The sequence below is a fragment of the Paracoccus xiamenensis genome (assembly GCF_011308835.1).
In the GTDB taxonomy this organism is placed as follows: domain Bacteria; phylum Pseudomonadota; class Alphaproteobacteria; order Rhodobacterales; family Rhodobacteraceae; genus Paracoccus; species Paracoccus xiamenensis.
Map to the genome: position 1 here is coordinate 875781 of NZ_JAAOHY010000001.1, position 18600 is coordinate 894380.

Annotated in this window: 15 protein-coding genes; 7 read left to right on the forward strand and 8 right to left on the reverse strand. The window is 64.4% G+C overall.

Translation table 11 applies throughout. The features are described from left to right. The first annotated feature begins 13 nt into the window (after nucleotides 1-13). On the forward strand, nucleotides 14-988 hold the full coding sequence (locus G7044_RS04320) for a glutathione S-transferase family protein (protein ID WP_166326361.1): 975 nt from the start codon (nucleotides 14-16) through the stop codon (nucleotides 986-988). Nucleotides 989-994: 6 nt separating this feature from the next. Here G7044_RS04320 and G7044_RS04325 read toward each other — a convergent pair whose 3' ends face one another. Together G7044_RS04325 and G7044_RS04330 are read right to left on the reverse strand one after the other, a co-directional pair. Beyond that, nucleotides 995-2785 (reverse strand): monovalent cation:proton antiporter-2 (CPA2) family protein, encoded by a 1791-nt coding sequence (locus G7044_RS04325; protein WP_166326363.1) that lies wholly within the window; start codon nucleotides 2783-2785, stop codon nucleotides 995-997. Between the two features lie 143 nt (nucleotides 2786-2928). After that, complete coding sequence (locus G7044_RS04330; RefSeq protein ID WP_166326365.1) at nucleotides 2929-3870, reverse strand: ring-cleaving dioxygenase; 942 nt, start codon at nucleotides 3868-3870, stop codon at nucleotides 2929-2931. 118 nt (nucleotides 3871-3988) lie between these two features. On the opposite strand from G7044_RS04330, the gene G7044_RS04335 reads away from it, so the two are divergent. Beyond that, nucleotides 3989-4906, forward strand: a complete 918-nt coding sequence (locus G7044_RS04335) for a LysR family transcriptional regulator (RefSeq protein ID WP_166326367.1) — start codon at nucleotides 3989-3991, stop codon at nucleotides 4904-4906. Here the strand turns inward: G7044_RS04335 and G7044_RS04340 are convergent. Beyond that, nucleotides 4858-6369, reverse strand: a complete 1512-nt coding sequence (locus tag G7044_RS04340) for an MFS transporter (RefSeq protein ID WP_166326369.1) — start codon at nucleotides 6367-6369, stop codon at nucleotides 4858-4860. The two genes, G7044_RS04335 and G7044_RS04340, sit on opposite strands and share 49 nt — an antisense overlap. Before the next feature lie 103 nt (nucleotides 6370-6472). Here G7044_RS04340 and G7044_RS04345 point away from each other — a divergent pair, with 103 nt between their 5' ends. After that, a complete protein-coding gene (locus G7044_RS04345; protein ID WP_166326371.1) occupies nucleotides 6473-7027 on the forward strand; it encodes a TetR/AcrR family transcriptional regulator in 555 nt (184 codons plus the stop codon). A 178-nt stretch (nucleotides 7028-7205) separates the two neighbouring features. On the opposite strand, the gene tdh is transcribed toward G7044_RS04345, so the two are convergent. The 4 genes from tdh to G7044_RS04365 form a co-directional block, all read right to left on the reverse strand. Further along, nucleotides 7206-8231: an L-threonine 3-dehydrogenase gene (gene tdh, locus G7044_RS04350; RefSeq protein ID WP_166326373.1), complete on the reverse strand. Its 1026-nt coding sequence runs from the start codon at nucleotides 8229-8231 to the stop codon at nucleotides 7206-7208. Next, on the reverse strand, nucleotides 8228-9421 hold the full coding sequence (locus G7044_RS04355) for a glycine C-acetyltransferase (protein ID WP_166326375.1): 1194 nt from the start codon (nucleotides 9419-9421) through the stop codon (nucleotides 8228-8230). Before G7044_RS04355 ends, tdh begins: the two co-directional genes overlap by 4 nt. A gap of 85 nt (nucleotides 9422-9506) precedes the next feature. Beyond that, nucleotides 9507-10067: a helix-turn-helix domain-containing protein gene (locus tag G7044_RS04360; RefSeq protein WP_166326377.1), complete on the reverse strand. Its 561-nt coding sequence runs from the start codon at nucleotides 10065-10067 to the stop codon at nucleotides 9507-9509. 31 nt (nucleotides 10068-10098) lie between these two features. After that, nucleotides 10099-12699, reverse strand: a complete 2601-nt coding sequence (locus tag G7044_RS04365; protein ID WP_166326379.1) for a hypothetical protein — start codon at nucleotides 12697-12699, stop codon at nucleotides 10099-10101. 202 nt (nucleotides 12700-12901) lie between these two features. On the opposite strand from G7044_RS04365, the gene G7044_RS04370 reads away from it, so the two are divergent. Beyond that, nucleotides 12902-14281, forward strand: a complete 1380-nt coding sequence (locus G7044_RS04370) for a GntP family permease (protein WP_166326381.1) — start codon at nucleotides 12902-12904, stop codon at nucleotides 14279-14281. Beyond that, nucleotides 14278-14790, forward strand: a complete 513-nt coding sequence (locus G7044_RS04375) for a gluconokinase (RefSeq protein ID WP_328803804.1) — start codon at nucleotides 14278-14280, stop codon at nucleotides 14788-14790. Before G7044_RS04370 ends, G7044_RS04375 begins: the two co-directional genes overlap by 4 nt. Nucleotides 14791-14868: 78 nt before the next feature. Here G7044_RS04375 and G7044_RS04380 read toward each other — a convergent pair whose 3' ends face one another. Further along, nucleotides 14869-15645, reverse strand: coding sequence for a DeoR/GlpR family DNA-binding transcription regulator (locus G7044_RS04380; RefSeq protein ID WP_166326383.1), 777 nt, complete (start codon nucleotides 15643-15645; stop codon nucleotides 14869-14871). A gap of 233 nt (nucleotides 15646-15878) precedes the next feature. Between G7044_RS04380 and glpD the strand changes: the two genes are divergently transcribed. After that, on the forward strand, nucleotides 15879-17462 hold the full coding sequence (gene glpD, locus G7044_RS04385; RefSeq protein ID WP_166326385.1) for a glycerol-3-phosphate dehydrogenase: 1584 nt from the start codon (nucleotides 15879-15881) through the stop codon (nucleotides 17460-17462). A 54-nt stretch (nucleotides 17463-17516) separates the two neighbouring features. Then, on the forward strand, nucleotides 17517-18599 hold the full coding sequence (locus tag G7044_RS04390; RefSeq protein WP_166326387.1) for an ABC transporter ATP-binding protein: 1083 nt from the start codon (nucleotides 17517-17519) through the stop codon (nucleotides 18597-18599). The last annotated feature ends 1 nt before the right edge of the window (nucleotide 18600 follow it).

Consider the following 18600-nt stretch of genomic DNA (forward strand, 5'->3'; position numbering starts at 1 on the left):
GAAAGGAAGACCGATGGGATTGCTTGTCGACGGCGTCTGGCAGGACAAATGGTATGACACCGCCAGCACGGGCGGACGGTTTCAGCGCAGCACGACCGGCTGGCGCAACTGGATCACGCCCGACGGCGCGGCCGGGCCAACGGGCAAGGGCGGCTTCAAGGCCGAAAGCGGGCGCTATCATCTCTACGTCTGCCTAGCCTGCCCATGGGCGCATCGCACGCTGATTTTTCGGGCGCTGAAGGGGCTTCAGCCCCATATCGACATCTCGGCGGTGCATCCCGACATGCTTTCGGACGGGTGGGAATTCCGCACCGATTTCCCCGGCGCTACCGGCGACCGGCTGTTCGGGCTGCCTTTCCTGCGCGACATCTACCTTAAGGCCGATCCAAAGGCTTCTGGCCGGGTGACGGTGCCGGTTCTGTGGGACAAGCAGACGGACACCATCGTCAGCAACGAAAGCGCCGATATCATCCGCATGTTCAACTCCGCCTTCGACGGGCTGACCGGAAACACGGACGACTATTGGCCAGAAGATCTGCGCCCGCAGATCGAGGCGTTGAACGCCCGCATCTACGACACCGTCAATAACGGCGTTTACAAGGCCGGCTTTGCCACCACGCAGGAAGCCTATGACGAGGGCGTCGTTCCGTTGTTCGAAAGCCTCGACTGGCTGGAGGATCTGCTGGGCCGCAACCGCTATCTGACCGGCGACCGTTTGACCGAGGCCGATTGGCGCCTGTTCACCACCATGGTCCGCTTCGACCCGGTCTATCACACGCATTTCAAATGCAACCGAAAGTGGCTGCGCGAATATCCGAACCTCTGGGGCTGGACGCGCGAGCTTTACCAGATCCCCGGCGTGGCCGAGACGGTGGATATGGGCCATATCGTCCGCCACTATCATTACAGCCACGACACGATTAACCCGTATCGGATCATCCCGATCAACCCGGTTATCGACTGGATGGAGCCGCACGGCCGAGGCTAGGACAGTTTACGCCCCCGCGTCGCCGGTGCTGGTTTCGGTGCGTTCTCGCGGCATCGTCAGCGGTTCCGGCACTGGTGCCGTGTGCATACGGTCGCGGCCCGACATCATGCCGCCCTGCGTCTGCTCGATCAGGCGGTCGGCGTCGCGGTTGCGGATGTCGGCCAGCGTTTCCTCGATGCTGGCTTCCGAGCAGGTGAGGGCGCGCAGACCTTCGGCCCCCATCAGAAGCGCGGATTCGACGGTTTCGCGGATTTCGTAATCGACACCAGCGCGGCGCAACTCCATCGAATGGCCCCGGTCATAGCTGCGCACCAGAAGCGTGGCATTGGGGAACTGGTGCTTGGCCAATTCGACGATCTGGTTTGCCGCCTTGCGGTCATCGACGCAGACCATGATCACCTCGGCATCCTCGGCGCCGGAATGGCGCAGGATATCCAGCCGGGTGCCGTCGCCGTAATAGACCTTGAAGCCCCAGCGTTCGGCCTCTCGGATGCGGTCGGGACTGCTGTCGATGACGGAAACCTGGACGCCGCGCGCCAGCAGCAGTTGCAGGGCGATCTGGCCGAAACGGCCAAAGCCGATGACCAGCACCTGGCCCTTCAGCTCGAAGGCGGGATCGACACCCTCCATCGAGGGATCGCTGCGCAGAAACCGGTCCGAGGCCAGCAGCACCAGCGGCGTTACCGCCATGGACAGGATCACGACGCTGGCAAAGATCGCCGTCTCGCGGTCGCTGATCAGCCCGCCGCCAAGTGCCGCGGTGTAAAGGACAAAGGCAAATTCACCGCCCTGGGCGAACATCGCCGTGCGGTGGAGGGCGGCGGTATTTGTGCTGCCGAAGGCGCGGGCGACGCCGTAGATCGCGATGCCCTTGACCGCGACATAGACCGCCAGCATGGCCAGCAGCAGCGGCCATTCCGTGGCGACGATGCGCAGGTCAAGCGACATGCCGACGGCCAGGAAGAACAGCCCCATCAGCAGGCCCCGGAAAGGCTCGATATCGCTTTCGATCTGGTGGCGATAGCTGGAGCCCGACAGCATCACGCCCGCAAGAAACGCACCCATTGCCATCGACAGCCCGACCGCTTCCATCAGCAGCGCCGAACCCAGCACCACCAGAAGCGCGCCCGCCGTCAGCACTTCGCGCGCGCGGGCGCGGGCCAGCAGCGCAAAGAACGGATCCAGAAGCCAGCGCCCGACGATCAGCAGCACCGCAAGCCCCGCCAGCGCCATTCCCAACGCGCGCAGCCCGCCTTCGCCGGTATCGGCCGGGGAAAGGAAGGCCACCACCGCCAGCAGCGGCACGATCATCAGATCTTCGAACAACAGGATCGAGACGGCCTTCTGCCCCTCGGCACTGGCAAGCTCGCCGCGATCCGCAAGGGTGGACATGATCACGGCGGTCGAGGACATCACGAAGCCGGACCCGGCTACAAAGGCAATCGCCCAGGGCAGTCCGAAGATCAGGTAGCCAGCGAGCGTCAGCAGCGCGATCGCCACGCTGACCTGCGCCAGCCCCAGCCCGAAAATCTGCCCGCGCATGGTCCACAGTTTCTGCGGTCGCAGCTCCAGCCCGATGACGAACAGGAACATGACGACGCCCAGTTCTGAAAAATGCAGGATCGCCTGCGGATCGGTGAACAGCCCCAGAACCGACGGCCCGACAAGAGCGCCGGCAGCGAAATAGCCCAGCACCGAACCGAGCCCCAGCCGCCGAAACAGCGGAACCGCAACCACCGCTGCAGCCATAAGGACCACAACCGGCCCGATCGTGTGCCCCAAGCCCTCGACCGCCATGCGATTCTCCTTTTCTCCGGTTTGCCTGATTGTTCGTGCCCAGAGATCAAGTTGCAAGCAGTCCGTTCGGCTTGGGCGAAACGACGCAAGAAAGGGCCGCCGGAAGTCCCGGCGGCCCCGAAATGGCTTGCAACTGTCCCGCTTCAGTCCAGCGGCTTCAGCCCGGCCTCGATCTGGGCGCGGCGCGGCTCCAGGAAGGGGGGTAGGGACAGGCCTTCGCCCATGGTCTCGATCGGTTCGTCCACGGCGAAACCGGGGCCGTCGGTGGCGATCTCGAAAAGGTTGCCGCCGGGTTCGCGGAAATAGAGGCTGCGGAAGTAATACCGCTCGACCTCGCCCGAGGAGGGGATGCGGAACTCGTTCAGGCGGTTGGCCCAGCCGTGGATCGTCTGCACGTCCGGGGTGCGGAACGCGACGTGGTGGACGGCGCCCGCGCCCTGACGCGCGACCGGCAGATCGGGCTGGACGGCGACATGCAGTTCGGCTGCCGGTCCGCCGGGTCCCATCTCGAACACATGAACCTGGCCCTGGCCGTCCGGGCTGGCATAGTCGCGGACACGGCGCATGTTCATCACGCGGGTCAGCACCGCCTCGGTCGGGGCAAGATCGGCGACTGAAATGGTGATCGGGCCAAGACCACGGATCTGGTGTTCGGCGTCGACGGGGCTGCGTTCCCACGGGTTCGCCTCGCCCGGAATGTCGCCGGTCAGGCGAAAGCGCTGCCCCTCTGGGTCTTCGAAATCCAGCGTGGCGCGGGTATCGGTACTGGCGATATCGCCGACCAGCAGGCCCCGGTCGCGCAGCCGCGCGGACCAGAAATCAAGGCTGGATTCATTCACGCGCAGCCCGGTGCGGCTGATCGAATGGGTGCCGCGCCTTTCGCGTGAGACGGGCCAGTCGAAGAAGGTCAGATCGGTGCCAGCGCTGCCTTTGCCATCGGCGAAGAACAGGTGATAGGCCGAGGTATCGTCCTGGTTCACGGTCTTCTTCACGCGGCGCAGGCCCAGCGTATCGGTATAGAAGCGATTGTTGGCCGGAGCATCGGCGGTGATCGCGGTCAGGTGGTGAATGCCGGTAAGGTCCATGTCGGTCTCCTTTTCGTTGCCATCAATATTGACCCCTGTCGTGCCTTACGCCAGCCGGACAAAGCCGAAGCCGGCGTTCGAATATTGCGAACGGGGCGGGGGCTGCTATGCTGCCGCCATGCGCTATGACCTCGACCAGATAGAGACCTTCCTTGCGGTGATGGAACTGGGCACCGTGACCGCGGCGGCGGCGCGGCTGAACCTGTCGAAATCCGTCATCTCGAAACGGATCAGCGATTTCGAGACGGTGATCGGGGCGGCACTGTTCAAGCGCAATGCCGGCCGCATCACCCCGACCGAGGCCGCGATCCGCCTGTCCGAACGGTTGCGTCCGGCATTATCGGAATTGGTCGCAGCCACCGAAAGCGCCGCATGGGGGATGGACGGCGCGGCCAGTCTGCGCGGCTCACTGGCGATTGCCGCGCCGATGACCTTTGGCACCATGTACCTGACCCCGGTTCTGGCCCGCTTTGCCGCAGCCCACCCGGCGCTGGAACTGCGGGTCGATTACGACGATCGGCTGCGCGATATTACCCGCGACGGTTTCGATCTGGGCATCCGTGTCGGCAATGCCCGCGATGGCGCGCTGATGGCGCGCAAGCTGTGCGAGGATCGGCCTGTGGTCGTGGCCAGCCCGGCCTATCTGGAACGGGCGGGCATCCCGGCGACCCCGGCCGATCTGGCCCAGCATCCGGTGATCGGTTACAGCCATGTCCCCAATGCGCAGATCTGGCAGTTCAAACAGGGCGGTCGCATGATCTCGCCAGCGGTCAATGGTCGGCTGACGCTGAACAATGGCGAGGCGATCCGCGACATGGCGGTCGAAGGGCTGGGCCTTGCCATGCTGCCGGGCTTTATCGTCGCCCGCGCCCTTGCCGATGGTCGTCTGGTTCGGGTTCTCCAAGACGTCGAGTCGCGCGTGATGCCGATCATGGCGGTCTGGCCGCCTGTCTCGCCCATGCCGATCAAGTTGCGGATGCTGATTGACTATCTCGCGGCCGAATTTGCCGTGTCCGACTGGTGCGGCGCGGAATAGGACCGGCGCCAGATGACCAATGCCACAGCGATCAGGATCCCCGTTGCCGCCACGGTCACGCCGATAAAGGCGTTTTCGAACGCCATGCGGGCCAGCATGGTGACCTCTGCCGCCTGCGCGGCGGGCAGGGCCTCGGACAGGATCAGTGCCTCGTCCAGACTGTCGCGGGCTTCGGGCGCAATGGCGATATGGCCCGGCAGGCTCAGGCTGCGAGTATAGATCGCTGTCATCAGGCTGCCCAGAAGGGCGACGCCAAGCGCCCCACCCAGTTCATAGGACACTTCCTCGACCGAGGCGGCCATGCCGGCGCGATCCTCGGGTGCGGACAGCATGATCGCGCTGGAGGCCCCGGTCATGGCTGCACTCACCGAAAACCCCATCGCTGCCAGCGCCGCAATCCATATGACAGCGGGCCCGTCCCGCGTCAGCAAATAGGCCGCCAGCGCCAGCCCCGTCGACAGCAACGCCATCCACAAAACCCGCATCGCACCCATACGGGGCAATGCCAGCCCCGTCAGTGGCCCGGCGAAGAAGGCCGCGGCCGGAATGGGCAAGATCACCAGTCCCGCCTGCAAGGGGCTGAGGTTCTGGACAAGTTGCAGATGCTGGCTCAGCACCAGTTCCACCCCCACAAGCGCCCCCGATGCGGTTAGCGCCGTGGCCACCCCGGCCGAAAAGCGGGGATTGGAAAACAGCGCAAAATCGATCAGCGGATGCGCGCTGCCCAACTGGCGGCGCACGAACAGCGTCAGAAACACCGCCCCGAGGATCAGCGCCGGCACGACAAGCGCCGGATCCGGGTTGCGCTTGCTGATTTCCTTGATGGCAAATGTCACACCCACCAACCCGATCAGCACTTGCAGCGAACCGATCAGATCCCATGGCCGATCAGCATTGCCGGGCCGGTTTTCCAGCAGCATCGCACCCGCGAGCAGGGCCACCAGCACCACCGGCACGTTGATAAGAAAGACCGAGCCCCACCAGAAATATTCCAGCAGCAGACCGCCCAGTACCGGCCCAAGCGCCGAGCCGCCCGATGCCACGGCGGCCCAGATGCCGATGGCGAATGCGCGTTCTGCCTCGTCGGTGAAGGTCAGCCGGATCAGCGACAGCGTGGCGGGCATCATCATTGCCGCCCCCACCGCCAGCAGGACCCGCGCCGCGATCAGCAGTTGTGGCGTGGGCGCGAATGCCGCAAACGCCGAGGCAAGCCCGAACAGGACCAGCCCCATCAGGAACATCCGCTTGTGCCCGGCCCGGTCACCCAGCGTGCCCAGCCCGGGCAGCAGCCCTGCCACCACCAGCGGATAAGCGTTCACGATCCACAGCTTTTCCGAGGCCGTCGCGCCCAGATCATGGGTCAGACGGGGCAGGGCCGTATACAGCACTGTCATGTCGACGACGATCAGCAGCAACGCGCTGGAAACAATGGCCAGCACCAGCCAGCGATTACGAGACAGCATTGCCTTTCCTTTCCGGTCGCGGGCCTCACCACCACTATAAATACGGTTGTACTGAAAGTGCGGCTGCTATTCAATACCTGCGTATGGAAATTAGGAGGAAAACATGACGGGACGCCCGCGCAGCATCGACAGGGACAAGGTTCTGGACGCGGCCGAAGGCATTGTTACGACCACGGGGGCGGCTGGTCTGACCTTTGAAGCCGTTGCCCGCGCTGCCGGCATCACCAAGGGTGGCGTGCAGTATTGCTTTGGCACCAAGGAAAAGCTGATCGGCGCCATGATCGATCGCTGGAGCGACGCTTTTGAGGTCAACATCGCCAATCTGGTCGGTCCCGATCCCGCACCGGCCGAGGTGGTCCGAGGCCATTTGACCGTGACGCGGGACGAGGACGCGGCCGATCATTCTCGCTCGGCGGTCATGATGACGGCACTGTTGGATCGTCCCGAACGCGTGGCAGAGTTGCGCGACTGGTACATGCAGCGTTTGGCCGGGCTGGATCTGGGCCGCGACGGGGATCGCCGGGTGGCCTTGGCGTTTCTGGCCGGCGAGGGTGCGTTTCTGCTGCGGGCGCTTGGGCTGATCGAATTTGAAGATGCCGATTGGACCCGACTTTTCGACGATATGTTGGCGTTGTTGGGGCCGGGTCGTACTGCCTAGAGAGCCTCGGCTAACGGTGAGCCTTGCCCGCAGTGGAAGCGCGGGCCGCACCAACGATGCGATGCTGGGTTCAGCTTAGTTGGGCCAGGCGCATTACCATTGCGCGCTAATGAGACTACCTTCGATATGCGAAAGGCCGGGCGTAGCGCCCGGCCCTTCCTGCATCTTGCTGCTGTGTTCAGTCCCAATCGAGAACGATCTTGCCGCTGTGACCCTGTCGCATCGTCTCGAACCCTTCGACGAAGCTGTCGACCGGCAGTTCGTGGGTTATCACCCCGCTGATATCCAGCCCGTTTTCCAGCATCGCCAGCATCTTGTACCAGGTCTCGAAGATCTCGCGGCCATAGATGCCCTTGATGGTGATGGATTTAAGCACGATCCGGCTCCAATCCACTGGGGTCGAGCCGGGCGGGATGCCCAGCATGGCGATGCGCCCGCCCATGACCATGGCCTCGACCATCTGATCGAAGGCGCGCGGATTGCCAGACATTTCCAGTCCGACGTCAAAGCCCTGACGCATGCCAAGACGGGCGGGGATCGCGGCCAGATCCTCGGTTGCGACATTCACCGGAACGACATCGGCGACGCGCGCCGCCAGATCCAGCCGGGTCTGGTTCACATCGGTGATCACCACATGGCGCGCACCGACATGGCGCGCGACCGCCGCCGCCATGATCCCGATGGGACCGGCGCCGGTGACCAGCACGTCCTCGCCGATCAGGTTAAAGCTGAGCGCGGTATGGACGGCATTGCCCAGCGGGTCCAGAATCGCCCCGATCCGGTCGGGCACGCTGTCGGGCAGCGGGACCACGTTAAAGGCAGGCAGGCGCAGATATTGCGCGAAGGCACCCTGCACATTCACCCCGATCCCCTTGGTTTCGGGGTCCAGATGGAACTGGCCGGACCGGCTTTGCCGGCTGGTCGTGCCGATGAGGTGCCCCTCGCCCGAGACGCGCTGACCGACGGTCAGATCCTTCACATCACGGCCCAGCTCGACAATCTCACCCGCGAATTCATGGCCGGTGATCATGGGCACCGGCACCGTGCGCTGCGCCCATTCGTCCCAGTTCCAGATATGAATATCGGTGCCGCAGATGCCGGTCTTGCGGATGCGGATCAGCACGTCCGAGGGGCCGATTTCAGGGACGGGTTCGTCCTGAAGCCACAGCCCGACTTCGGGTTTCGCCTTGACCAGAGCTTTCATCGGATTACTCCTGTTTCGCGGCCTGCCTCGCGGAAGGCCTGCAAGGCGATGTCCAGATCTTCCATGGCGATGGCCGCGTTCATCTGGGTGCGGATGCGGGCCTGACCGCGCGGCACGACCGGGAAGAAGAAGCCAGCGACATAGACGCCGCGCTGATCCAGCGCCTGCGCCATCTGCTGGGCCAGCGTGGCCTCGCCCAGCATCACCGGGACGATGGCGGTTTCGCCCGGCAGCAGGTCGAAACCCGCATCGGCAAGGCCGTCGCGCCAGTATTGGGTCTTGCGGAACAGTTCGCTGCGCAGGTCGTCCGCGCCCTCGACCAGATCAATCGCGGCAAGGCCGGCGGCGGTGATCGCCGGCGGCAGCGCGTTCGAGAACAGATAGGGTCGCGCGCGCTGGCGCAGCAGGTCGATGACCGGCTGCGGCCCGGCGATATAGCCGCCAAGCGCCCCGCCAAGCGCCTTGCCCAGCGTGCCGGTGATGACGTCGGCGCGGGTGCCAAAATGCGCCGCCGTCCCGGCCCCCTTCGGCCCCAGAATGCCCGCCGAATGGCAATCATCGACCATCAGCAGCGCGCCGTACTGATCTGCCAGCGCGCGGATTTCGGGAAGCTTCGCCAGATAACCATCCATCGAAAAGACGCCATCGGTGGCGATCATGATGAAGCGGGCGCCATCGGCGCGGGCCTTTTGCAACTGCGATTCCAGATCCGCCATGTCGGAATTGGCATAGCGATAGCGTTTCGCCTTGCACAGCCGGATGCCGTCGATGATCGAGGCGTGGTTGAGCGCGTCCGAGATGACGGCGTCTTCCGGCCCCAGCAGCGGTTCGAACAACGCGCCATTGGCATCGAAGCAAGAGGCGAACAGGATGCTATCATCATGGCCCAGCCAGCGGGCGATGCGCTGTTCCAGCGTGCGGTGCAGGTCCTGGGTGCCGCAGATGAACCGGACCGAGGCCATGCCGTAACCATGCGTTTCCATCGCCTCATCGGCCGCGGCGCGCAGGGCAGGGTGGTTGGCCAGCCCCAGATAGTTGTTGGCGCAAAGGTTGATGGTCTGGCGGTCGCCCACCGTGATGCGGCTGCCCTGCGGGCTGGTGATCAGCCTTTCGCGCTTGGTCAGCCCGTCAGCCGCGATTGACGCCAGCTCGGCGCTGGCATGGTTCAGGAACTCCGTCGCATCCGCCATAAGTGAATCCTCTCCGTTTTAACGGAAGATACGAGGGGGCGTAGATTCGTGCAAGATAGAAGATAAAATCCGGTATGACGGATTTTTAGCTGTTCCTGACGATCATCAACACCCGTGTCGGATCCTCCCCCGCGGTGACAGTATGGGGGCAGTCGGCGGCGTAATTGGCGGCGTCATTCACCCGCAACTGCGCCTGCTCGCTGCCCGACGTGATGGTGACCGAGCCTTCGAGGACCACCAGATCCTCGCGGCACCCGGCGCGATGGGGCGCTGAATCCAGTGCCGCGCCCGGCTTGAATCGGATTTCGTAGATCTCGTGTTCGCCCACCGATTGCGGCGCGCTGAGGATGCGGATCACCACGTCGCGGCCGCGGTCTTCGATCACCGGGGCGGCGGCGGCGGGGACGACGCGGATCTCTGGTTCCACGCGGCCTTCCAGCAGCCCGGCGAAATCGACCTGCAGCGCCTGGGTCAGGTTCCACAGCGTGGCCACCGTCGGGCTGGATTCGCCGCGCTCTATCTGGCTGACCATCGACCGACTGACGCCCGACAGCTTGGCCACGGCATCAAGGCTGAGCCCCTTGGCGCGGCGTGCCTCTTTCAGGCGGGTTGCAAGGCGGGCGACGATATCAGGGTTCTGGGCCATGGCGGTAAGCTGTGCGCGGGCGCGGCATCTGTCAATATTCGTCAACGACTTCCTGATAGTCGGCGCAGAAGCTGTTGCCGCTGCGGGCGTTGGTCCAGCATTCCCAGCCATCACCGATCCGGTGGTCGCTGACCTCGCCGCCGTTCAGGCGCCAATCGCCGCCTGCGCGGTTGGTCACCGTGCGGTCGCCATCGGGCCAGACGAAAATCTCGGCCGCGCCATCGCCTTCGAATTCCAGCACATGGTAGCGGAACCGCCCGCAATCCTTCTGCGAGGTGACCCGCCCCGCCGCATCCGTCACCCGGCAGGCCGCGGCCGCGCGGGGGTAATCGCCTGCGGACCACGCCGCCAGCAGGGCTCGGTTGGCATCGCAGGCCTGCCCGATACCGTCGCGGCAGCCGCGCAGAAAGGCGTGGGATGCCCGGCTGAGACCGTAGCGCGCGATCTCGGGATGGCTGTCATGGCCCGGCACGAATGCGAGGCCATAGGTCGTTTCGTCCCAATCCAGATGCGCGCGATTTTCGATAAGTGCGCGCCCGTAAAGCAGGCAGCCTTCGCCATCCACCGTTTCCACCCGGTCGTGAAAACAGGCCCGCTGGAACTGCGCCATCGCGTCGGAAGGATCGACATCCCCGCCCTGACCGGCAGCCGCCATCTGGCCCAGATACTTGCAGGCATAAGGTGCGATGCGCAGATCATCGCTATCGCAGACATGTGTGAAATAGCGCCCGGCGGTGTCGTAATCGCGGGTGTTATTCAAGGCGTGCTTGCCCCCGGAATAGCAGGAAAGTGGGTCGGCATCCAATGTCATTGCCGATGTGCAGCCCATGGCATAGGCGGCAGAGGCACCCGCCGCATCGCCCTGCCGCTCCAGCAGCCAGCCGAGGCTCTCGCAGTTTTCCATGCCAACCGAGCCCGCCTTGCAGCCGGCCTGCAACGCCCGCAGCCGCTGATCGGGCTGGCCCGGCCAGGAAATCGCCTGACCATCCGGGCCCTTCCGCTCCTGCACGCTATAGGCAGAGGCAAGCGCGGCGCAGCCGTGGATCCTGTCGCCGCTGCAATTTTCGCGCAACAGCTGTTCGGGGAAGTCCTCTGGCCCGCTGGAAAGGTTGTCGCGAAAAAATGAAAGCGCCGATTTGCAGGCCTGACTGGCAGTCAGGCCGCTTTCCTCGGCGCATTTTCTGGCTTCTTCGTCAAATTTTGCCTGCTGAGGTGCGCGCGCCTCGGGCAGATCGGGGGAAAGGGTATAGGCCAGGCTCCCGCAGCCGGCCCCCGCGGAACCGCGTTCCTCGCAAAGCTCCAACGCCCGCGCGGCCGCCATCCTGCGGTCCAGCACGCTGAACATTCTCTCAAGCTTGCTGACGCCGACGCAGGCGATGACATTGTTCGCCGCGCAGCCGTCGCGCAGCCGGAAATAGACCACGCCGTCGCGTGTGGTGTCGCCGGTCTGTGCCTCTGCAAAACGCGTGAAACCGGTGAATGCCCGGTTGCAGCCCCGACGCGACGCTCGGGCCAGATCGCAGCCGGAAAACAAGGCCTCGGCCAAAGCATATTCGTCATCTGCCGTCAGACTGGCGTCGAGCACCTGCGGGGTGACGTCAATCAGGCCCGCCAGTTCTTCGCAGGTCCAGCCACCAGCCTTACGGCAGGCATGAAGATAGGCCAAAAACGCGGTAAGATGCGCGCCCCGCTCATGCGTCTTGAACTGGAGCTCTGGCCGCCCCAGCAACAGGCAGCTGTCCACGCGTCCTGCATCACAGCCGATCTTGCCCAATTCCGGTTCGATCAGCGCGATGCCTGAACCGGCATTGGGCAAGGCGGTAAAAACAGGCTTGTTGATCCAGCCCTGATCGGATTCCATCAACCGTTGACAGCTCAGCGCGCGGCCTGCCATGCAACCCAGCAAATCAAAGCGCGCCATTTCGGCCTCCAGCGCGTCGTCTCGGGGCCGGATATCCCCAAGCGCCTGGGAATAGCGGGCACAATCGGCGGCCTCGCCCTGCTGGCAACGCCAGCGCAAAAGCTGTTGCGCATCGTTTGAAGCTTCGGCGGGCGGGGTATCGGGCACCATCTCGAAACGGTCCCCGATGCGGTCCAGCGGCGCCGTGAAATCCGCGCCGGTTTCACAATCGGCGCCCTCTGGTAACCGGTCCGATGAGAGCACGCGGCTCCGCGCCAGCAAGCTGATCGGCCCGGCGGTAAGCGCATAGCCATCGCGGGTTCGGTAAGCCGTCATCATCGGTAGAAAGTCGGGGCTGCGGGCGGCGGCCTCGTTCACCCCTTCCAGACTTGCGCGTCGGGCCAGCACCAGATGGCAGCTATTCGGCGGCGCCAGCAGCGGGTGAACTGGCGCGCAGAAATGGTAAAGCGGGCCCATCTCGGCAAAGCCAGGCTCACCCTGGCTTTCGATCCGAAGAAAGCCCTGACCGCTCGCATCAAAGCCGATGCCGTCAATCGTGACCGCCATTCCCGGATCGAGCTGCCCGATCACCGCGCCGCCCGGCTGATCCAGAAGCGCGGCGGGCGCGCAGACCTGCCGGACATTCGCGGGCTGATATGCGGGCAAGGTCTCGGCCCATGCGCCCGGGGCGATCAGGATGAGCGCGAGAAAAAACTGAAACAGCCGGAACATGCGGACCTCGAAACGGATACAGGGGCAGATGCCTTGCACCATAAGCCGCAGAGGTTCGAGGAAGCCATGGCCTTTCGTCGTGCCTGTCGTTTGCTGCGGCTGGCGCACGTGCCGGCGGACGGTCGCAGGCGGGGACAATGTGCGGTTGCAAATGGCAGCTTTTGGGGGAATTGATGCATCATTTAAACGAGGGGATGGAAACATGACTCCGATTGAACCGGTCCACAGTACGGGCGTGCTGCTGACCATTGCCGCGCTTGCGGTCGTGTTGCTGCTGGTTTTGATTATGCGCTTCCGGTTGCATGCCTTCGTGGCACTGGTGCTGGTCAGCCTGCTGACGGCGCTGGTGGCGGGGATTCCCTTTGCCGATGTCGTCCCCGAGATGTTGAAGGGCTTTGGCAGCACGCTGGCCTCGGTCGCGCTGCTGGTCGGTTTCGGTGCCATGATCGGCCGCCTGCTGGAGGTTACCGGCGGCGCGCAGGTGCTGGCAGACCGGCTGATCAACAAGTTCGGCGAAAGCCGTGCGCCGCTGGCGCTTGGTGTGGCCTCGCTGATGTTCGGCTTTCCGATCTTCTTCGATGCCGGCCTGGTGGTCATGCTGCCGATCATCTTCAGTGTTGCGTTGCGGTTCGGCGGCTCGGTCCTGCGCTATGCCTTTCCGGCCGCCGGGGCATTCGCGGTCATGCATGCCTTCGTGCCGCCCCATCCCGGCCCGGTCGCGGCGGGCGATCTGCTGGGCGCCGATATCGGGCTTTTGCTGATCGTCGGCCTGATCCTGGCCATCCCGACCTGGTTCTTCGGGGCCTATCTGTATGGCCTGTGGATCGGCAAGCGGGTGGTCCTGCCGGTGCCGGAGCTGCTGGGCGCCGACCTGTCGGAAAACGCCAGCAAGACCACGCCCCCCGATTTCTGGCGGGTGATGACGGTGCTGCTGTTGCCGCTGGGGCTGATTTTCCTGAATACCGGGTTGAACACGCTGGCAACGATGGGCACGGTCGATGGCGGTGCGACATGGGTCGCAGCGCTGCGCCTGATCGGGCAGACGCCGGTGGCGCTGCTGATTACGGTGATCGTTGCGATGTTCCTGCTGCGGGGCGGGCGCAATCCGGCCGAGCTGGAAAAAATCATGGACCGCGCGCTGGCACCGATCTGCACGGTCATTCTGGTGACCGGGGCGGGCGGCATGTTCGGCGGCGTGCTGCGTGCCAGCGGCATCGGGCAGGCGCTGGCGGGCAGCCTTCAGGACATCGGCATGCCGCTGATCGTCGCGGCCTTCGTGATCGCAACAGCCTTGCGGGTGGCGCAGGGTTCGGCCACGGTGGCACTGACCACCACGGCGGGGCTGATCGCGCCGACGGTCGCCGCGACCACCGGTCTCAGCCAGCTGGACCTGTGCTTTCTGGTGATCGCCATTGCCAGCGGCTCGACCGTGCTCAGCCATTTCAACGATTCCGGCTTCTGGCTGGTGGGGAGGTTCCTGAACATGGATGAAAAGACCACGTTGAAGACCTGGACCGTGATGGAGACCCTGCTGGGCACCATCGGCTTTACCCTTGCCGCCATCGGCTGGTGGCTGCTGTGAGCGCGATCCTTCAGCATATCGTGGTGATGGGCGTGTCGGGTGCCGGCAAATCCACCACCGGCGAAGCGCTCGCCCGCCGGATGGGCTGGCCCTTTATCGAAGGTGACAGCTTCCATCCTGCCGCCAATGTCGAAAAGATGCATGCCGGTATCCCGCTGACCGATGCCGACCGCGATCCCTGGCTGCATGCGCTGGCGGCCGAACTCGCGCGGTTCGAAGCGCAGGGCGAATGCGCGGTCATGGGCTGTTCGTCGTTGAAGCGGTCCTATCGCGACATCCTGCGCAGCGGCGCACCACGGGTCCGGTTCCTGCATGTCCATGGCTCGCGCGAGTTGCTGACCGACCGGCTGGCCCACCGCTCGGGCCATTTCTTCGCGCCCTCGCTGCTGGATTCGCAGCTGGCGACGCTGGAACTGCTGGAGCCGGACGAGGATGGCGTAGTCGTCGACATGGCGCTGGCGGTCGAGGATCAGGTCACCGAGGCCATGCGCCTGCTGGGCCTGAACTAGCCCGAGCGACAACGCGAAAGCATCAGGGGCCGCCGTTCGGGGCGGCCCTTTCGCGTTTTTTCGGGCGACCGCGCTGCGTTAATCGTCGGCGTCGCCGCCGCACAGCTGCACCTCGGTTCCCCAATCGGCGCAGCGTTCCATCAACGGATCGGGCAGGGGCAGGTCGGTGAAGAAGACGTCTATCTCTGACAGGCTGGCGATGCGCGCCGGGGCCGATCGGCCGAGCTTGGAGTGGTCGCTGACCAGAAAGGACTGGCGCGCCTGGCGCAGGATGGCGCGGCTGACGCGGACCTCGGCCAGGTCGTAGTCCAGCATGTCGCCGTCCAGATCCAGCGCCGAAGAGCCGATGATCGCATAATCAACCTTGAACTGCTCGATGAACTGGGTGGCAAGTTCGCCCACCAGCCCGCCATCGGACCTGCGCAGCGCGCCCCCCGCCACCATGATCTCGCAGCCCGGATTGGCGGCAAGGATATTGGCCACGTTCATGTTGTTGGTGATGACGGTGATGTTGGAGTGGTGAATCAGCGCCTGGGCAACCGCCTCGGTCGTGGTGCCGAGGTTCAGGATCAGGCTGGAATTGTCAGGGATCGCCGCCGCGCAGGCTGCGCCAATGGCGGCCTTGGCATCCGAATGCAGGCGGCGGCGCGCCTCGTATCCCAGGTTGACCATACCCATGCGCGGCACGGCGCCGCCGTGGACGCGATCAACCAGCCCCGCTTCGGCCAGGTCGCCCAGATCGCGGCGAATGGTCTGCAGCGTCACCTCGAAACGCTGGGCAAGGTCATCGACCAGAACCCGACCCTCGGCGCGCGCAAGTTCGACGATCTCATTCTGACGGATGCTCAGCGCCATGGTCCCTCCGGTTTTCCCTTTCGTAAAACTGACCCAAGGAAAACGCGCATTCAAGGGGCAAATCATGCTGCACATGCGGCATAGAACCACTGTTTGGCACCACGACGCAGCGTATTCATGTTCGCTTTAGATGAAAACGAACATGAACGAAAATAATTCTTGACCATCACCCCGAAACGGTTACTGCTGAGGGCATCAAAAAACGCGTCGCTAACGCGTGGGGGAGAGGAAACGTGCCAGCATCCGCATTGACCGCACCTGTCGACCTGTTCGTCATTGGCGGCGGCATCAACGGCTGTGGCATTGCCCGCGACGCTGCCGGGCGCGGATTGTCGGTGGTGCTGGCCGAGCAGGGCGATCTGGCGCAGGGTACGTCTTCGGCCTCGACCAAGCTGTTCCACGGCGGTTTGCGGTATCTGGAGTATTTCGAGTTCCGTCTGGTCCGTGAGGCGCTGGAGGAACGCGAAACCCTGCTGCGCGCCATGCCTCATATCAGCTGGCCGATGCGTTTCGTGCTGCCCTATTCGCCGGACATGCGGTTCGAAAACGACACTCCGACCTCGCGTCTGCTGGGGGTGGTCATGCCCTGGATGAAGGGGCGTCGGCCGGCATGGCTGATCCGGCTGGGCCTGTTTCTGTATGACAATCTGGGCGGGCGGAAGATCCTGCCGGGCACGCGCAAGCTGGACCTGAGGACCGATCCGGCCGGCCAGCCGCTGAAGCCGGGCTTCGGGTTGGCCTATGAATACAGCGATTGCTGGGTGCAGGATTCCCGTCTGGTGGTGCTGAATGCGCGCGACGCGGAAGCACGCGGCGCCCAGATCATGACCGCCACCCGTGTGACCGCCGCCTATCGTGAGGGCGATCTGTGGCGGGTCGAGGTTGACGGCCCGAACGGCCCTGCCACCCATTATGCCCGCGCATTGGTGAATGCGGGTGGGCCGTGGGTCGAGGGTGTGATCCGCGATGTGGTTCATATCGATTCAACCGAGGGCGTGCGTCTGGTGCGCGGCAGCCATATCGTCGTGCCCAAGCTGTACGATCACGATCGCTGCTATTTTTTCCAGGGCTCGGACGGAAGGATCATCTTTGCAATCCCTTACGAGCAGGACTTCACCCTGATCGGGACCACCGACAAGGACCATCAGGGCCGCCCGGATCAGGTGCATTGCTCTGACGAGGAACGCGATTACCTTTGCGCCTTTGCCAGCCAGTATTTCGCCAAGCCGGTAACGCCCGACGATGTGGTCTGGACCTATTCCGGGGTGCGGCCGCTGTATAATGACGGCGCGAAATCGGCGACGGCGGCGACGCGCGACTATGTCCTGACCGTCGACGACAAGGGTGCGCCGCTGCTGAACGTTTTCGGCGGCAAGATCACCACCTATCGCCGGCTGGCCGAAAGCGCGCTGGCGAAGCTGAAACCTTGGTTTCCGCAGGCCTCGGGCGACTGGACCGCCGGGGTGGCGCTGCCGGGTGGGGATTTCGCGGTCGACGGTGTCGAGGAACTCATCGCGACGATCCAGAAGCGTTACCCGTTCCTGACGCGCGAATGGGCCGGCCGATTGGTCCGCACCTATGGGACCGATGCGTTCGACTTGCTGGGTGCTGCGAATACCGCCGCCGATCTTGGCCCGGATTTCGGTGCAACGCTGACCGGGGCCGAAGTCAACTGGCTGATTTCAAAGGAATATGCCCGCTCGGCCGAGGATATTCTGTGGCGTCGCACCAAGCTGGGGCTGCATCTGCCGCCAGACCGGGCGGCGGCAGTGGACGACTATGTGCGGCAGGCACGGCACGAGGCCGCCGCAGAATAAACGCGCTGCCGCCGGGCCAAGGCAGGCGCGCGAAGCAGATAAAGGGGAGGGCGAATGTCGCTGGAGTTGCAAGGAGTGTCACGCGCGGTTGGGGGAAGGATGCATATCCACCCCACCAGCCTGACATTGCAGAAGGGCACGATGAACGTGCTGCTGGGGCCGACCCTGGCCGGCAAGACCAGCCTGATGCGGCTGATGGCCGGGCTGGACCAGCCAAGCGCGGGCCGCATCCTTTGGGACGGTCAGGACGTGACCGGCCAGCGGGTGCAGGACCGGGGCGTCGCCATGGTTTACCAGCAGTTCATCAACTATCCCGGCCTGACGGTTTACGAAAACATCGCCTCGCCCCTGCGCATCCTTGGCCGGCCGGCGGATGAAATCGACCGCCAGGTGCGCGAAACCGCTGAAATGATGCGCTTGACCCCGATGCTGGAGCGCAAACCGCTGGAACTGTCGGGCGGCCAGCAGCAGCGCTGCGCGCTTGCCCGCGCGTTGGTGAAGGGCGCGGGGCTGGTGCTGCTGGATGAACCGCTGGCGAACCTCGATTACAAGCTGCGCGAGGAACTGCGCGTGGAAATCCCGCGCATTTTCGAAGCCTCAGGCGCGATCTTCGTCTATGCCACCACCGAACCCGAAGAAGCGCTGCTTCTGGGTGGCAACACGGCGACCCTGTGGGAAGGCCGGGTGACGCAATTCGGCCCCACGACCGAGGTTTACCGTCAGCCGCAGGACGCCACCACCGCGCGCGTATTCAGCGACCCGCCGATGAATTTCGTCACCGCCCGCAAGCAAGGCGGGCAGGTCACGCTTGGCGACAGCAGCTCACCGGTCGCCGGTTTCAGCGATCTGCCCGACGGCAGCTATCAGGCCGGCTTCCGCGCCAATCACCTGCATCTGGCAAAGCACAGCGACGCGGCGATCCCCTTCGATTGCACCCTGTCCGTGACCGAAATCACCGGCTCCGAGACCTTCATCCATGTTCGTCACGGCGCTGACCGCTGGGTCGGTCTGGTCGAGGGCGTGCATGACCTGACCCCCGGTCAGGTGCTGACGGTCTGGCTGGACCCGGCCCATGTCTATCTGTTCGACGATGCAGGCCGGCTTGCCGCGCCCGCCTCCTATGCAATGGCGGCCTGAG

Bases quoted from the DNA above. Each gene is read 5' to 3' on its own strand.
- G7044_RS04390 (WP_166326387.1), top strand. From the start codon at position 17,517: ATGTCGCTGGAGTTGCAAGGAGTGTCACGCGCGGTTGGGGGAAGGATG.
- G7044_RS04360 (WP_166326377.1), bottom strand. From the start codon at position 10,067: ATGGCCCAGAACCCTGATATCGTCGCCCGCCTTGCAACCCGCCTGAAA.
- G7044_RS04345 (WP_166326371.1), top strand. From the start codon at position 6,473: ATGACGGGACGCCCGCGCAGCATCGACAGGGACAAGGTTCTGGACGCG.
- G7044_RS04330 (WP_166326365.1), bottom strand. From the start codon at position 3,870: ATGGACCTTACCGGCATTCACCACCTGACCGCGATCACCGCCGATGCT.
- G7044_RS04340 (WP_166326369.1), bottom strand. From the start codon at position 6,369: ATGCTGTCTCGTAATCGCTGGCTGGTGCTGGCCATTGTTTCCAGCGCG.
- G7044_RS04365 (WP_166326379.1), bottom strand. From the start codon at position 12,699: ATGTTCCGGCTGTTTCAGTTTTTTCTCGCGCTCATCCTGATCGCCCCG.
- G7044_RS04320 (WP_166326361.1), top strand. From the start codon at position 14: ATGGGATTGCTTGTCGACGGCGTCTGGCAGGACAAATGGTATGACACC.
- G7044_RS04380 (WP_166326383.1), bottom strand. From the start codon at position 15,645: ATGGCGCTGAGCATCCGTCAGAATGAGATCGTCGAACTTGCGCGCGCC.
- G7044_RS04325 (WP_166326363.1), bottom strand. From the start codon at position 2,785: ATGGCGGTCGAGGGCTTGGGGCACACGATCGGGCCGGTTGTGGTCCTT.
- tdh (WP_166326373.1), bottom strand. From the start codon at position 8,231: ATGAAAGCTCTGGTCAAGGCGAAACCCGAAGTCGGGCTGTGGCTTCAG.
- G7044_RS04355 (WP_166326375.1), bottom strand. From the start codon at position 9,421: ATGGCGGATGCGACGGAGTTCCTGAACCATGCCAGCGCCGAGCTGGCG.
- G7044_RS04370 (WP_166326381.1), top strand. From the start codon at position 12,902: ATGACTCCGATTGAACCGGTCCACAGTACGGGCGTGCTGCTGACCATT.
- G7044_RS04335 (WP_166326367.1), top strand. From the start codon at position 3,989: ATGCGCTATGACCTCGACCAGATAGAGACCTTCCTTGCGGTGATGGAA.